The organism is Ventrimonas sp., from assembly GCF_048380235.1.
GTDB lineage: Bacteria > Bacillota > Clostridia > Lachnospirales > Lachnospiraceae > Brotaphodocola.
Genome location: NZ_DBFCCJ010000083.1, coordinates 31,424 through 45,787 on the forward strand (window position 1 = coordinate 31,424; position 14,364 = coordinate 45,787).

At 48.4% G+C, this 14,364-nt stretch carries 15 protein-coding genes and 1 pseudogene; 2 read left to right on the plus strand and 14 right to left on the minus strand.

The window, feature by feature from the left end; all coding sequences use genetic code 11:
- Nucleotides 1-13: 13 nt before the first annotated feature.
- Nucleotides 14-1,354, minus strand: a complete 1,341-nt coding sequence (locus ACMP1L_RS13565) for a C40 family peptidase (RefSeq protein ID WP_418453333.1) — start codon at nucleotides 1,352-1,354, stop codon at nucleotides 14-16.
- Nucleotides 1,355-1,560: 206 nt separating this feature from the next.
- Between ACMP1L_RS13565 and ymfI the strand changes: the two genes are divergently transcribed.
- Nucleotides 1,561-2,292 carry an elongation factor P 5-aminopentanone reductase gene (gene ymfI, locus ACMP1L_RS13570; protein ID WP_118733386.1) on the plus strand — a complete coding sequence of 244 codons (732 nt, stop codon included), beginning with the start codon at nucleotides 1,561-1,563 and terminating at the stop codon, nucleotides 2,290-2,292.
- Nucleotides 2,293-2,306: 14 nt separating this feature from the next.
- The gene (locus tag ACMP1L_RS13575; RefSeq protein WP_177304460.1) at nucleotides 2,307-3,212 is read left to right on the plus strand and encodes a selenium metabolism-associated LysR family transcriptional regulator; all 906 of its coding nucleotides are present in this window, start codon (nucleotides 2,307-2,309) and stop codon (nucleotides 3,210-3,212) included.
- A 35-nt stretch (nucleotides 3,213-3,247) separates the two neighbouring features.
- Here ACMP1L_RS13575 and greA read toward each other — a convergent pair whose 3' ends face one another.
- The 13 genes and pseudogenes from greA to ACMP1L_RS13640 all read right to left on the minus strand — a co-directional run.
- A complete protein-coding gene (gene greA / locus ACMP1L_RS13580) occupies nucleotides 3,248-3,748 on the minus strand; it encodes a transcription elongation factor GreA (protein ID WP_118733388.1) in 501 nt (166 codons plus the stop codon).
- Between the two features lie 29 nt (nucleotides 3,749-3,777).
- A complete protein-coding gene (locus ACMP1L_RS13585) occupies nucleotides 3,778-5,106 on the minus strand; it encodes a sodium-dependent transporter (protein WP_118733389.1) in 1,329 nt (442 codons plus the stop codon).
- Between the two features lie 160 nt (nucleotides 5,107-5,266).
- Entirely contained in the window at nucleotides 5,267-7,762 is a 2,496-nt protein-coding gene (locus ACMP1L_RS13590) for an excinuclease ABC subunit UvrA (RefSeq protein ID WP_418453334.1), read from the minus strand.
- Between the two features lie 44 nt (nucleotides 7,763-7,806).
- The gene (gene sfsA, locus ACMP1L_RS13595) at nucleotides 7,807-8,523 is read right to left on the minus strand and encodes a DNA/RNA nuclease SfsA (RefSeq protein WP_418453335.1); all 717 of its coding nucleotides are present in this window, start codon (nucleotides 8,521-8,523) and stop codon (nucleotides 7,807-7,809) included.
- Between the two features lie 75 nt (nucleotides 8,524-8,598).
- Nucleotides 8,599-9,261 (minus strand): EamA family transporter, encoded by a 663-nt coding sequence (locus ACMP1L_RS13600; protein WP_418453336.1) that lies wholly within the window; start codon nucleotides 9,259-9,261, stop codon nucleotides 8,599-8,601.
- A gap of 52 nt (nucleotides 9,262-9,313) precedes the next feature.
- Nucleotides 9,314-10,054: an N-acetyltransferase gene (locus ACMP1L_RS13605; protein ID WP_418453337.1), complete on the minus strand. Its 741-nt coding sequence runs from the start codon at nucleotides 10,052-10,054 to the stop codon at nucleotides 9,314-9,316.
- Between the two features lie 77 nt (nucleotides 10,055-10,131).
- A pseudogene (locus tag ACMP1L_RS13610) lies at nucleotides 10,132-10,233 on the minus strand (TfoX/Sxy family protein); the annotation flags it as partial.
- A complete protein-coding gene (locus ACMP1L_RS13615; RefSeq protein WP_418453338.1) occupies nucleotides 10,215-10,403 on the minus strand; it encodes a hypothetical protein in 189 nt (62 codons plus the stop codon). The pseudogene ACMP1L_RS13610 and the gene ACMP1L_RS13615, both read right to left, overlap by 19 nt.
- A 3-nt stretch (nucleotides 10,404-10,406) precedes the next feature.
- A complete protein-coding gene (locus ACMP1L_RS13620) occupies nucleotides 10,407-11,009 on the minus strand; it encodes a TetR/AcrR family transcriptional regulator (RefSeq protein ID WP_418453339.1) in 603 nt (200 codons plus the stop codon).
- A gap of 175 nt (nucleotides 11,010-11,184) precedes the next feature.
- Nucleotides 11,185-11,700 carry a hypothetical protein gene (locus tag ACMP1L_RS13625; RefSeq protein WP_177304467.1) on the minus strand — a complete coding sequence of 172 codons (516 nt, stop codon included), beginning with the start codon at nucleotides 11,698-11,700 and terminating at the stop codon, nucleotides 11,185-11,187.
- A gap of 223 nt (nucleotides 11,701-11,923) precedes the next feature.
- Nucleotides 11,924-12,550: a GNAT family N-acetyltransferase gene (locus ACMP1L_RS13630; protein WP_418453340.1), complete on the minus strand. Its 627-nt coding sequence runs from the start codon at nucleotides 12,548-12,550 to the stop codon at nucleotides 11,924-11,926.
- A 294-nt stretch (nucleotides 12,551-12,844) separates the two neighbouring features.
- On the minus strand, nucleotides 12,845-13,039 hold the full coding sequence (locus ACMP1L_RS13635; protein WP_117499543.1) for a cysteine-rich KTR domain-containing protein: 195 nt from the start codon (nucleotides 13,037-13,039) through the stop codon (nucleotides 12,845-12,847).
- A gap of 616 nt (nucleotides 13,040-13,655) precedes the next feature.
- The coding region (locus tag ACMP1L_RS13640; RefSeq protein WP_418453341.1) for an HAD-IC family P-type ATPase at nucleotides 13,656-14,364 on the minus strand (709 nt) is incomplete at its 5' end.

The window sequence follows — 14,364 nt, forward strand, 5'->3', positions numbered from 1 at the left end:
AGCCCTCTCACTCCTAATTCAGGAATGTTACGGCCTTGCACGGCGTACGGTAGTTGTATTTGGTGATGGTGATACCCGTAGTCGGATTGCTGGAGTGGATGATTTTTCCATCGCCTATGTAAATAGCCACATGGTTGATATAATTACCGCTGGCATAGAACAGCAGATCGCCCGGCTGAATGGCTGACATGGAAATTTCTTTTCCCTTTGCCGCCTGATCTCTTGAGCTTCTTCCTGTCGTAATACCAAAGTGAGCAAAAACTGACTGGGTAAAGCCGGAGCAGTCTGCGCCATTTGTCAGGCTGGTGCCTCCGTAAACATATGGATTGCCCAAAAACTGTTTCGCATAAGCCACGATAGCTGTTCTGGTCGCAGATACGACTGCTGCAGGACTTCCGGGACCGGCAACCGGTGAAGATACCGTACCGGCAGACGGACCGGAAGATCCGATCTGGCTGGAGCCGCTCTGAGAGGAACTGTTCTGCGAAGAATCTGTCTTTCCCGGAGCAGAGGCCGCCGGCTTGCTGCCTGGACTGCTCTGGCCTGCTGACGGGCTCTGGGACTGGCCTGCTGACGAACTCTGGGACTGACTGCTCTGCGCATTATTCGCCGTCGGAGCACTTGTCATTGCGGAATCATCGCTCTGGGATGGATTGGCCGCAATGATGACATCCTTATTTTCTTCCATCTTGATGGTCTGTTCCAGGTTTGCGATAGCTGTCTGGGCATCACGCTTTCTCTGCGCTTCTTCTTCCAGCTTCTGGCGTTCTTCCTCCAGGGATACTGCCTGATCAAATTCCACTTCTACCTGACAATATGACTTGGCAATGTAGCCGATCAGGTCTGCATCGACCTCAACCTTATAAAAATCACCTTCATCTCCCTGGACCACGTAGCGGGAACCGCTGGAAACCATAGTCAGGACATTGCTGGTGAGGTTCGGTTCCTCTCGCAGGCGCAGGTTATCCGCACTGACAGTGACAAACTCCCGCCCGATCGACTGCGCCAGAGTCTCTGCCTCCTGTCCGGTGATAAAATACTGAGATTTGATAAAACCGTTAACTGTTCCGGACTGGATGCGGTACCAGCTTCCGCCCTCTCCTTCCACCGTCTCCAGAATGGTAGCCGCACAGTTATTATAGATTTTACCGACAATCTTGCTATTTGTAGTTGCCTGTTCCCGAATGTTTACATAATCTGATACCTGCGATACCGCAATATTCTCATAATCTGCAGGTGCTGCCACAAGTGTTGCCTCATGAACAGACTTTGATGCATCCGCATAAGCGGCAAACGGGCTGGATGTCGCTGCGCAGAGACAGCTCACTACCAGTACTCTCTTCCATATATTCATGCGTATTTGCCTTTCCAGCTGTGAAGCCACAGCCATTGTCCTGTTTCCACTGTAATCTGTCCTCCAGTATAGCATAACTATCTTAAAAGTTACAGAGCGTTCGCAAAATTGTAATTGAATTGTAAAATGTCTCAATCATTTCAGAAACTACAGGGCAAATATTTCATTTTTATGGTAGAATAGAGCCAAAGAAAGGAGTGATCTTTATGGCAAAGAAAGTTGTGCTTGTGACCGGCGCTTCCCGTGGGATCGGAAAGGCCATTGCCGTAAAATTCGCCAAGAAAGGCTACAACGTTATTATCAACTGCGCGCACCGCGAACAGGAGCTGATGCAGACTAAAAAAGAAATCGAAAGCTATCAGGTAACCTGTACCGCATTTCTCGGAGACATGGGGGATATGTCCGTCTGTGAGCAGATGTTTTCCATGATCCGTAAGCAATTTGGCTCTCTGGATGTACTTGTCAACAATGCCGGGATCGATTACATCGGCCTTCTTCAGGACATGTCTTCGGAAGACTGGGACCGCATCCTGCGCACCAATCTGACTTCCGTCTTTAACTGCTGCAAGCTGGCTATCCCGCTGATGCTTCCGGCCAGACACGGAAAGATCGTCAATATTTCTTCTGTCTGGGGCTGTGTAGGTGCCTCCTGTGAAGTTGCCTATTCCGCAACCAAGGGCGGCATCAACGCCTTCACAAAAGCGCTGGCCAAGGAACTGGCTCCCAGTAATATTCAGGTAAACGCAGTAGCCTGCGGCGCCATTGACACAGAAATGAACCAGTGGATGGAGGAAGACGAGCTGATCCAGCTTGTCGAGGAAATTCCGGCAGGACGCCTTGGGCGCGCGGAGGAGGTAGCAGACTTTGTCTATCACCTTGGTTACAAGGGTTCTTATCTGACCGGCCAGGTGATCGGCCTGGACGGCGGCTGGATCTGATACAAAGGAGACATATGGAATTCAAGCAACTGCAATCATTCGTCGCTGTCGTCGATTATGGCAGCTTTACGAAAGCCTCAGAGAAACTTTTCATCTCCCAGCCTACGATAAGCACCCATATCCGTATGCTGGAGGATGAGTTTCAGTCCTGTCTGCTGGTGCGTACTACCAAAAGCATTGAGCTTACGCCTCGTGGACAGGAATTTTATGAATGCGCCGTAAGCATTCTGAGTCTGAAAAATCATTTAATCGAAAGCTGGACCAATGAAAGCCGGAACGTGATCCACATGGGTGCCTCCACGATTCCGTCCACCTATCTGCTGCCGGAGCTTCTTCCTGCCTACAAAAAGCTGTGTCCGGAAACCTATTTCAATATCCATCAAAGTGACAGCCAGGGCATTCTGGACAAAATTCTGGAAGGCAGCTTTAACCTGGGTCTGGTTGGCATGATCAGCGAAGATGACCGGTTCTGCTTTGAACCCTTCTACCAGGACCAGATGGTGCTTATCACACAGAAAAACCACTATTTCCAGAAGCTTAAGGACAACTGCCTTCCCATAGAGCAGATTCTGCAGACCGAGGACCTGATCCTGCGGGAGGAAGGCAGCGGAAGCCGCAAATTTGTCTGCGAACTGCTGGAAAAGCTGAACATTCCGGAAAGCTCCCTGCAGGTCACCGCCCGCCTGAACGACCAGGAATCCATCAAAAATCTCGTTGCTAACGGTCTGGGTATTTCTGTCATATCAAAAGCGGCCGCCTGCAGCCCCGGATCGGATCAGAAACTTCTTGTTTTTGATCTTCCGATGGTTGCAGACAGCCGCAGCCTGTATCTGGTTTACCATAAGAATTTTATCTTAAAGCCTTATGTGCATCATTTTATGGAGTTTGTGATCAATTTTTACACCAGATCAAGATACTGATCCTCCAATCCGGGAGTTCTGATATCTCAGAAATATCAGAATTTTCGGATCGTATCATCCTCATCTCCAATATCTTCAATTTTCCTGATCTCCGCAAAATAGCTGTAACCGTTGTCCGTGGTAATCTCTACCCGGTCCCCCACCTTGTGGCGCAGAATAGCTTTGCCAAGAGGTGACTCAATGCTGACCATATTGTGCATGGAGTTGCCGCGGATGCTGGTGACCAGCTTGTAGGTCTCCTCTTCATCGTCATCCTCCATATAGAGGGTAACCGCCTTATTCAGACCGACCTCATCGGATCTTGACTCATCGGAGATCACAATTGCGTTTTTCAGCATATTCTCCAGATAACGGATGCGGCTTTCGTTCTGATTTTTATCCTTCTTTGCCGCATGATATTCAAAGTTCTCACTCAGATCTCCGTGGGCACGCGCTTCCTTGACTGCTTCCAGGCACTTAGGACGCACCTCCAGTTTCCGATGCTCAATCTCTGCCTGAATCTTTTCCACGTCTGATTTTGTCAGTTTTTCTCTCATGATCCCAGTCTCCTTCCTGTCCTTTATTATCAGCCGATACCGCCCATCAGCGCGCCGGCCACCAGTGCCACAAAGGCCGCCGGTACCAGCACATACTTTCCAAGCGGTACAAACCAGACACCAATCTCACGCTTTGCGCCGCGGTTGACTGCCTCCAAGGCAAATTCTTTTCCTGCCACCCAGAAGAACATGATACCCGCAAGCATAGCCCCTAACGGACAAATATAGATGGATACCACATCCATCCAGCCTGATACGATCCCCTGAATAAACAGTGCCACACCGCAGCCGAGCACCGCGATCACTGCAACCGCTGCCGGGCGTTTCAGACCGCAGCGCTCCTGCAGGGTTTCCACCGGAGCCTCGTACAGATTGACCAGGGAACTCATGCCGGCAAACAGGACACAGACATAAAATACCATGCCGCAGATTCTGCCGCCCGGCATGCCGTTAAATACGTTTAGCAGATAAATAAACATCAGACCCGGGCCTCCGGAGGATAACTCCGCTCCGCCTGCCGCCATGCCGGGAATGATCACAAAGGCAGCCAGCAGCGCCGCCAGTGTGTCAAAAAATGCCACATTTCTTGCCGAACCAGGAATATCCTCGGAATCACTTAAGTAGGAACCGTAAATAACTGTTCCATTTCCGGCAATAGACAGAGAAAAAAATGCCTGGCCAAACGCATAGATCCAAAGGCGTACATCCTTTAAGCCTGCCGGATCAATGGTAAAAATATAATGATAGCCGTTCTCAGAACCAGGCAGGGTAAAAATGTATGCGCCAAGTCCCAGAAACAGCACAAATAGCAGCGGCATCATTACCTTGTTGGCTTTTTCAATTCCACCGGCAATACCAAAAGCCATGATGACTGCAGTTACCAGAACTGTGATGACAAGCCAGCTGTTATTTCCAAATCCGGAAGCAGTACCATCGAACAGACCACCAATGGCCCCCATATCCTGTCCCAGTGTATACAGATTTCCGCTAAGCGCCAGAAACGCATACTTGAAAATCCAGCCGACTACTACTGTATAACCGATTGCCAGCGCCATGGAGCCCAGAACCGGGATCATGCCGATCAGCTCTCCCGCCCGTTTCTTTCCGGTCCGAAGCTCTGTGCACATTCCAAAGGCCTTGATGGGGCCGCTCTTGGCCGCACGTCCCAGCGCCATCTCCTCAATCACGCCGGTAGAAGCGATCAAAACCACAAACATCAAATAGGGAAGCAGAAATGTCATGCCACCCCAGTCTGAAACAATGTATGGAAAACGCCAGATATTTCCCATACCAACCGCCGAACCGATGCACGCAAGCACAAAACCGGTCCGGCTTTTAAAACCATCCCTCTCTTTCATTATAAAAACAAATCCCTTTCTGGTGTTAAACTCTGTTCATGCTGACAGGTATACTGATTCTATCATTAAGTAACGGGAATTTCAATCCTGCAAAACAACCGGCATCGGAATGCCAGCCATCCGCAATCACAAAAGTTTGCAGCAACCGGCTCGTCTGTTGTCAGATAAATCTTCCGGTTACGCTTTCCCTGCAGTTTACGATATCGTCCTGTGAGCCGCAGGCAACGATCCTGCCGCCGTCCTCACCGCCGTCCGGCCCCATATCCACAAGATAGTCTGCGGTGCGGATCACATCCAGATCATGCTCTATGACAATCACCGTTGCACCATTATCGATCAGGGTTGCAAAGACCTGAAGCAGGGTTTCTACGTCTTTCGGATGCAGACCAATGGTCGGCTCATCAAAAACAAAAACCGAATCCGTCTGTTTCCGGTCCATTTCGCTTGCCAGCTTTAAGCGCTGTGCCTCTCCACCGGAAAGTGACGGTGTTTCCTCCCCAAGGGTCAGATACCCAAGTCCCAGATCACGCAGGATTTCCAGCTTCGGTCTGACTGAATTCATGTGCCGGCAGTACTGCGCGGCAGCGTTGACATCCATATTCATCAGTTCCGGCAATGACCGTTTTTCTCCATCCTTGTTTGTATAACGGATCCGCTTCGCCTGTTTTCCATAGCGTGAACCACGACACTCCGGACATGGAATATCCACATCGGGCAAAAACTGGACATCCAGTGAGATCATACCGGTACCATCACAGACCGGACACCGCAGACTTCCCGTGTTGTAGGAAAAATCTCCGGCTTTATATCCAAGCCGTTTTGCCTCCGCTGTCCTGCCGTAAATCTTTCGCAGCTCATCATGCACATTCGCATAGGTGGCAACCGTTGAACGCACATTCACGCCGATCGGTGTTGCATCGATCAGCTTGATCTGATGAATTCCATTTGCATCGATCTTCCGGATATGCTCCGGCATACGTTTTCCGTAACAGACTGCCTCCAATGCGGGAACCAGGCTTTCCAGAACCAGCGTTGTCTTTCCGGAACCGGATACTCCGGTGATCACAGTCAGCCGGTGCTTTGGAATATCCACTGTCAGCGGCTTTACCGTATGGATCGATCCGGTTTCCATGTGGATGACTCCATCGGAAAAATCAGCTTTGTGCTTTGTCTTTTTTCCGGCAGTCTCTGCACCGGAGAGATACGGTCCGATGACCGAATCCGGGTTTTTTCCGATGTCACCGATCGTTCCTTTGGCGATCACCGTTCCTCCGTCCGCTCCGGCACCGCGTCCCATTTCCACCAGCCAGTCCGCTTCCTGCAGGATCTGTGTATCATGATCTACCAGCAGGACTGAATTGCCGTCCCGGACAAGATCATGCATCACACCGTTCAACCCCACAATATTTGCCGGATGCAAACCAATGGAAGGCTCGTCCAGAACATATAGAACGCCTGTTGTGCGGTTGCGCACAGCCCTTGCAAGCTGCATCCGCTGCCGTTCCCCCGTGGAGAGCGTGGAAGATGCCCGATCCAGTGTCAGATAGCCAAGCCCTAAATCCATGAGTCGAACAGCTGCTTCCAGATACGACTCACAAACAGCTTCCGCCATATTCCGCATCTCCTCCGGCAGAGCTTCCGGTACACGCTTCACCCAGGCAACAGACTCTTTCAGGGTCATCCTGCAGGCATCTGCCAGCGAAATCCCCATCAGTCTCGGCGCCCTGGCCTCTTCTGAAAGTCTTGTCCCATGACATTCCGGACAAATATCCTCCCGCAGGAATTTCTCAACCCTTTTCATGCCCTTTTCGTCCTTTACCTTATTCAGTGCATTGAGGACAGTTGCCGTGGCACTGTAATAGGTCATATCCAGTTCCCCGACCGCAGCGCTATTCTTATTCTTCGGGACATAGAAGATATGCTTCTTCTCCATCGGACCATCATAGACGATCTCCTTTTCCCGCTCTGTCAGGTCTTTGAACGGAACATTCGTGCGCACCCCCATCTCCCGGCAGACATCTGTCATCAAAGACCACATCAGAGAATTCCATGGCGCAACGGCTCCCTCATCAATGGTTTTATTTTCATCCGGAATCAGTGTTGCACGGTCAACAGTCCGCACCATTCCCGTGCCGCTGCAGCATTTGCACGCCCCGGTGGAATTAAAGGCAAGTTCTTCTGCCCCCGGGGCATAAAAATGCTCCCCGCACTCCGGGCAGACTAATTCTCCATTCATCGCGGCAACATTGATGCTGGGCTTCAGGTAGTGGCCATTCGGACAGCGATGGCTGGCAAGGCGGGAGAACATCAGCCGCAGGCTGTTGAGCAGCTCTGTTGCTGTCCCGAAAGTCGAACGGATGCCAGGAACCGCCGGTCTCTGATGCAATGCCAACGCCGCCGGAACATACAGCACCTCATCCACATCCGCTCTCGATGCCTGCGTCATCCGCCGGCGCGTGTATGTAGAAAGAGATTCCAGATAACGTCTCGATCCTTCGGCATACAGCACCCCCAGCGCAAGAGAGCTTTTACCGGAGCCGGATACTCCGGCAATCCCGACAATCTCATTCAGCGGAATATCAACGCTGATATTTTTCAGATTATGAACTCTTGCGCCTCTGACTTCTATTTTGTCCGGTTTTTTGTCTTTCCCCATGTCAACACCTCCCAGATTTCTCAGGCATAGCAAAATAACAGGTCCTACATATTTACGAATCTCGAAGTATCTCCCACTACGCCCGTGATTTTTATGCTGTCGACTTCGACATGGCAGCTGTAGCAGACAATTTGGACACCTGCCCTGGCAGCCTTCACAAGTGCCTCCTTAAATTCCGGTTGCGCCCCCTCGTTTGGCAGCACACAATGAATGCCATTCATCTGAATCACAAAAGCAATTGAGCAATGGTAGCCTTCCTTTGCCGCCTTTGTCAGTTCCTGTAAGTGCTTCACGCCTCGCTCCGTCGGTGCGTCCGGAAACAATCCGGTCCCCGGATGCAAATCATCTGCCAGCGTGCAGCCCTTCACTTCAGTCAGAAATCTTTCGCCATTACTTTCCATGTAAAAATCAATTCTGGATTCTCCGTAAGTATATTCCGGTTTCACAAGATCGTAGTTCAGGCTCATTAACTGCTGTTTCATCAGCATATTCGGTGCCAGGCTGTCTATATTCACCCACTTCAGCCTTTGCTTATATACAGAAATCAGATCGTATGCCGTTTTTCGATTCGCGTTCAATGTCTTTTGCAGCGTCACCTTTGCTTTCGGCAGAAGCAGTTCCTGCAAACGACCAGTATTTTTTACATGAACAATCTCCGGTTCTCCGTCAATCAGCACCTCCGCTGTAAAACGGTTGATTCTGCGGACAAATATCCCAGTAACTGTATTTTCATAAATGATTGTCGGTTTCTGTTTCATCATATATCATCCTCTTTCTCATCATTCAGGCTTTCTCTCAGAGACAAACTCTTTTTCTGTATCATTTATAGCCAATACTCATCTTTTGACATGATCATATTCCTCCGCGTCTTTCGGCTTTTTACCCAAAAGCACAAGTATAGCAAGTGCGGTCAGTACAATGATCAGTCCTGTAATCAAAAGCACTGTAGGAATTTCCCTAAAAAAGAAAACGCCAAATACCATTGCCGCAACCGGCTCACAGGAACACAGAATAGATGCCTTTCCCGCCTCCATATGATCCAGTGCTACTGTATAAAAAGCATAAGGACACATTGCTGTACACAAAGAATGCATCAGCATGAACAAGGTATTTCTTACCGGATCCACGGTAATATAATGAGCAATACGTCCCCACTGGGTAAACGGAAGCAGGACAACCGCAATTGCGACCATGCTGTAAAAGGTAATTGTAAGTGCCGGATAATCTTTTTTCATTCCGATTTTTGAAAACACACTATACAATGCGTAAAAAACAGCACCAGCACCTCCCACGAAAATCCAGATATCTGTGAGCCTTATCTTAAAATATATCGGATGGCAGATCGCGATCCATGCTCCGAGAAGGACAATTGCCAGAAGCACTCGGGATGAAATAATCGAGGTGCTGTTCATATTCTCACTTAATTCGCGTACAAAAATTCCGGCTGAGCCAAAACAGATTCCCGCAATAATTGGCATAATATTGTAAATTTGTTTCATAATTTCACTTATACTCCTTCCATACGCAACAAATAGCGGAGTAAACTCAATTTTACAAACCTGCCAGCGCCAGGAATTTTTTATCTGACTGGACACTCTGTGTTAGAAACTGACCGTCCCGAAACAGGGCATAGGTCGTGACCGGTGTAGGTACATTCTGTGCAGATTCTTTGTCAGTAATATGGGTAGCCTTGAACGGGATACCATGCTCCTTCGCCGCCTCCTGCACCCTTGGCACCCAATAATAGGTATATGGACACTGATCGGTGTAATAGAGAACAAAACCTGCTTCCTTAATCACCGGATGTTTCGCACATTCCTTGAAATGCGGCGGCTGTGTGCCCGATTCAATTGGAAGATACATGAGATTGATCCCGCAGTCGGATATGTCTGCCGCACAAAACCCCTTATAAGTAAGGAATTTCGGGTCAGCGAGGAATTCCCGCTTCCGGCCCTCCGCACACAGAATACAAATACCTTTCTTTCCCTGCTCCTTAGCATCACGGATACACGCCTCCAGCAGATCATTCGAGTATCCGTGTCCCTTCATAGAACCAGATACCCATAGGCAGTTAATGTAAAGATAACCATCTGCCGCAATAGGAACCCAGGCATTTTCAGCCGGAATGTATTCGATAAAACATTTGCCGCGTTCTTCGCTGCGATAGAAAACAAGTCCATCATCAAAGCGTTGTCTCAGCCATTCCTTTTTTGCAACACTCTGCCTGCCGGACATGGCGCAGCAGATATGTTCCTTGTCAATATTTTCTTTTGTGATCCGAATATATTTCATCCGTTATTCCTCCAATACTCCCAGTTTTACTTTCCCTTTTCCCATGAATGTGGTTTCTACCGCGCTCAGTTGTTCTTTCATTTTTGTTTTGGTAAGAGCAATTCATCGTACATTGCCTCAAACAGTTTCATAAAAAACGCTTTGCTATCAACCTCATCCACTAACAGCATTTCTTTTGCTGGAAAAGTGACTTCAAACTATTCAACCCCCTCCGGGTCGTCAGTATAGCGCACACCCGATAGCGCTTCGCAGCCACTGCATAGCCCTTGACCAAACCTGCCATGATCCAGCCCAGATAGACAATCTCCGCTCCGACAAAAAAGGACGCAGCGCTTTTCTTCTTCGCCATCCTTCATGTTGTTCTCCCCTTCTTTCTGTAATCAGACTCAACCTTGGCAATAAAGCGATCAATATGTGTCGCCAGCAAAGAAGAAGCAAATTCTTTTTCCTCTGCACCATCGTAGACACTGTATAAAAGATACATTGGGCCATAGAATTCCAACGCCAGCTGCATAGCGTCCTCATCAGAATCTGCCAGCTTGCGAAAGATGGCCGCCATGTACTCCAGAGGACCTCCCGCCAGATAATCGTGGTGAAGCTGTGCAAGCTTTGGATCACGGTATTGCTCCAGCGTCAGCATTTTACGGAAATTGGAGGAAAACGGTTCCTTTGTCCAATGATCAAACTGGGCAAGGCTGTATGTGCGAATTTTTTGAATTGGTGTATGCAGATAAGCTTCCGCCAAGCCGTCCGGTTCCGTTTCCGGCATTTCATACGCCTCAGCGCGCTCATAGTCCATCCTGTTCATCCGCTCCACGATCTTATCTAAGATTTCTTGTTTGCTGGCATAATGCTTATATAAGGCGGCTTTCGTAAATCCCAACTGCCCTGCAATATCATTCATAGATGTCCCCAGATAGCCGTTCTGCGCAAACAACTCCAGTGCTGTTCTCAAAATCCGTTCCTTTGTACTCTCTGCCATAATTATCCCCTTTATTAAAGTAACCATTCGGTAACTTCATTATAGTTACCGAATGGTTACTTGTCAAGAACTAATCAAAAAATATACTCTTGCATTAAAGAACCGGAAAACGGGCAACGCCTTGCTTTCGCAACCACAGGAATACCTTTCAGCGCTCTCTCCAAAAATATTCTGTTGTGTCTCCCTCGAAACAGATTTTGCTGTAGCTCATATCCAATCCTCTGGAAGTTGTGTACTGAAATGTCTGCCCGCTCTGAAGACGACGCTTATTTCCTAACTTGAGTACAATTCCATCTGGGGCTCCCACTTGAACATCCCCCTGCTCTGGGTCAAATTCATACCAGTAAATGGTATCTCTCTGGACCATAAAATAGAGGGGGCTGCTCCTATCCCCGTCAGGATACCAATATCCCTCGGCGACTGTGTTGTCGTTATCATCGGAAGAGATGATTTCATGTTCCTGTGTGCGCATATCCTCAATGGAGTCATAACCCAGTTGCTCCGCCGGATTATCATCGGTGAAGTCATAGTTGGTGTCCTCAATCACACCGGGGATATAGTAATCTTCGTTTTCACCTTCACTGCTGCCCACTCCGCAAGCGGCAAGGCTAAGACATGTGACCTGCGCCAGCAGAAAAACCATACATTTATTCCAACCCTTCATTTTACCGTTCCTCCTAAGTCAAATATAAAATCCACCGTACAGATATTATACGTCGGATTAAAAAAGATAACCATTAACCAAAGGTTAGGATCGGGCACAGATGTTCATAACAACCACCCTCATACGGAAGATCGCAAATTGCCGCAGGCATAAGTTCCAAAGCGGATAACTGTTCTAAAATGAAATGAAGATACTCTTTACTTGATGTCATTATTCCTCCTGTTCAAAACAGCTGTCCCGGCAGCTTCTGCTTTTCTTTTACCGGGAAGGTGGCTTCAAACCGTTCAAACTCCTCCGGATCTTTCTCACAGACAAAATACCCATCGGGGTCTTTGTAAGTGCCGGAAATGTCGTCCAGAAATCCGGATTTCAGTTCTTTGATGAGAAAATAGTCCGCATCCGGGTCGTCGGCATAGCGTACGCCCCTGGTTTTGGCCGGAACAAAGCCAGACTTGCCGTAAAAGTCAATATTACCGGTAATGGCAAGCGCTCCTGCGCCCATTTCCCTGGCTTTTTCCATGGAATAGTCAAGCAGCTGCTTTCCATAGCCCTGCCGCTTGTATGCGGGTGCAATGCTGATGGGGCCGAAGGTCATGATCGATACCTTTCGTCCATCATCACAGTCAATCTCCGACTGCACATAGATAATCTGCCCGATCAGCTCACCGTCCAGTTCCATCAAAAAATCCAGCTCCGGCACAAATGCCGGGGCATTCCGATAACAGTGCAGCACATAGTGCTCCATACAGCCGGGCCGGTAAACATTCCAGAATGCCTCGCGGGTCAGGTTTTCGGCAGCTCTGTAATCGTTTTTCGTTTCCAGACGAATAATAATATTCTTTTCTGACATAACTTTTTCTCCTTCTCTCTTATCAATGATTTTGCATGATCGGCAGCAGAATATTTTCGCTTCTCACTGCACCGCTCAATACTGAATCTTGATCCTTCTGCACGCATCACAAAAGTAAGCTTCCACGCTTGTGCGGCCGTCAACCATGAAGCAGGTGAGCTTTACAAAGCCATCCTCGTTTTTTGCATGTTCCAAGGCGCTCGCCATTTCCAGTGTTGGTAGTGTAAATAATTGCATCCATAGCAGATCCTCCCTTCAAAATAAATAAGACGCAGCGCATGATCGATTTTGCGATCAGCACTGCGTCTTAGCGTCTGGCTGTTTGGTTTCAATGATAAAATTTTTTGCGTTGATAATACTCTCATGCCTGCATTTGGGACAAAACAGAGGAAAAGTTACTAATTCCGTCTCCCGCAATATCTGCAAGCGCGTCTTGGCACCGCACCACGGGCATAAGACCCAGCGCTTTTCTTCTTCGCTATCTTTCATGTTGTTCTCCCCTTCTTTCTGTAATCAGACTCAACCTTGACAATAAAGCGATCAATATGTGTTGCCAGCAAAGAAGAAGCAGATTCTTTTTCCTCAGCACCGTCGTAGACACTGTATAAAAGATACATTGGACCATAGAATTCCAGCGTCAGCATTTTACGCAAATTAGAAGAAAACCTCTCCTTTATCAAAGTAACCATTCGGTAACTCTATTATAGTTACCGAATGGTTACTTGTCAAGAACTAATGAAAAAATATACTCAATCATAGAATTGAATCCGCCGATGGTATTCCGTCCCCAACCTTGGCGGGGAAGCAAAAAAAGCCGCTGACGGAGGGGTCTTTCAAATCATTGTAAAGAAAAATCATCTTCTGTTCATTCATAGACACCATCTGTAAGCGATACCTTGTGGCTATAAAATTGGGCAAATGCTTAAACTCTACATCATCATAGATAACCTTGACTCCCAGAACTTTATCGAGATATTCCATGTCATCACCTGCAATCTTAACTCTTTTTCTGTGTTATAACTCTTTTTGAGTTAAGATACAATATTTGAGTTAAAACCTTCATGCGGGAAGAGTCCCTCTTTCTGTTTTCGTTTATTTCTGATCTTTAAAGATTTTTCACAAACAGTGCCCGGATAGCGTTGAGGACGGCTATAATCATCACGCCCACATCAGCAAACACGGCCAGCCACATATTGGCGAAGCCCAGAGCGACCAGCACGAGGCAGGCCAGTTTTACGCCGATGGCCACCACGATGTTCTGATAAACGATGCCAAGGCACTTGCGGGAGATTTTGATTGCTTTGGAGATCTGCAAGGGGTCATCATCCATCAGGACCACATCAGCAGCCTCAATGGCGGCGTCAGAACCCATGGCACCCATAGCGATGCCGATATCTGCCCGGCGAAGCACCGGGGCATCGTTGATGCCATCTCCCACAAAAGCCAGTTTTTCTTTCTCTGGTTTGTTCTGAATCAACTGCTCCACTTTCTCCACCTTGTCAGCAGGAAGCAGTTCACTGTAAACCTCATCCAACTCCAAAGCGGAGGCCACACTGTCAGCCACCTTCTTGGCGTCACCAGTAAGCATCACAGTCTTGCGAACCCCAGCCGACTTTAATGCCTGGATGGCTTCCTTGGAGTGAGGCTTCACGATGTCGGAAATAACAATATGTCCGGCATATTTCCCGTCAATCGCCATGTGAATAATGGTGCCTACGCTGTGGCACGGAATAGCCTGGACCCCCAGACGATTCATGAGCTTGTCGTTACCAGCTGCCACCTGATGACCGTCCACCGTAGCGATGACACCGTTG

Excerpts from the sequence above, each read along its gene's own strand:
- ACMP1L_RS13605 (WP_418453337.1), bottom strand. The coding sequence starts at position 10,054 with ATGAAATATATTCGGATCACAAAAGAAAATATTGACAAGGAACATATC.
- ACMP1L_RS13630 (WP_418453340.1), bottom strand. The coding sequence starts at position 12,550 with ATGTCAGAAAAGAATATTATTATTCGTCTGGAAACGAAAAACGATTAC.
- ACMP1L_RS13600 (WP_418453336.1), bottom strand. The coding sequence starts at position 9,261 with ATGAAACAAATTTACAATATTATGCCAATTATTGCGGGAATCTGTTTT.
- greA (WP_118733388.1), bottom strand. The coding sequence starts at position 3,748 with ATGAGAGAAAAACTGACAAAATCAGACGTGGAAAAGATTCAGGCAGAG.
- sfsA (WP_418453335.1), bottom strand. The coding sequence starts at position 8,523 with ATGATGAAACAGAAACCGACAATCATTTATGAAAATACAGTTACTGGG.
- ACMP1L_RS13575 (WP_177304460.1), top strand. The coding sequence starts at position 2,307 with ATGGAATTCAAGCAACTGCAATCATTCGTCGCTGTCGTCGATTATGGC.
- ACMP1L_RS13565 (WP_418453333.1), bottom strand. The coding sequence starts at position 1,354 with ATGAATATATGGAAGAGAGTACTGGTAGTGAGCTGTCTCTGCGCAGCG.
- ACMP1L_RS13585 (WP_118733389.1), bottom strand. The coding sequence starts at position 5,106 with ATGAAAGAGAGGGATGGTTTTAAAAGCCGGACCGGTTTTGTGCTTGCG.
- ACMP1L_RS13615 (WP_418453338.1), bottom strand. The coding sequence starts at position 10,403 with ATGGCGAAGAAGAAAAGCGCTGCGTCCTTTTTTGTCGGAGCGGAGATT.
- ACMP1L_RS13590 (WP_418453334.1), bottom strand. The coding sequence starts at position 7,762 with ATGGGGAAAGACAAAAAACCGGACAAAATAGAAGTCAGAGGCGCAAGA.
- ACMP1L_RS13635 (WP_117499543.1), bottom strand. The coding sequence starts at position 13,039 with ATGAAAGATAGCGAAGAAGAAAAGCGCTGGGTCTTATGCCCGTGGTGC.
- ymfI (WP_118733386.1), top strand. The coding sequence starts at position 1,561 with ATGGCAAAGAAAGTTGTGCTTGTGACCGGCGCTTCCCGTGGGATCGGA.
- ACMP1L_RS13625 (WP_177304467.1), bottom strand. The coding sequence starts at position 11,700 with ATGAAGGGTTGGAATAAATGTATGGTTTTTCTGCTGGCGCAGGTCACA.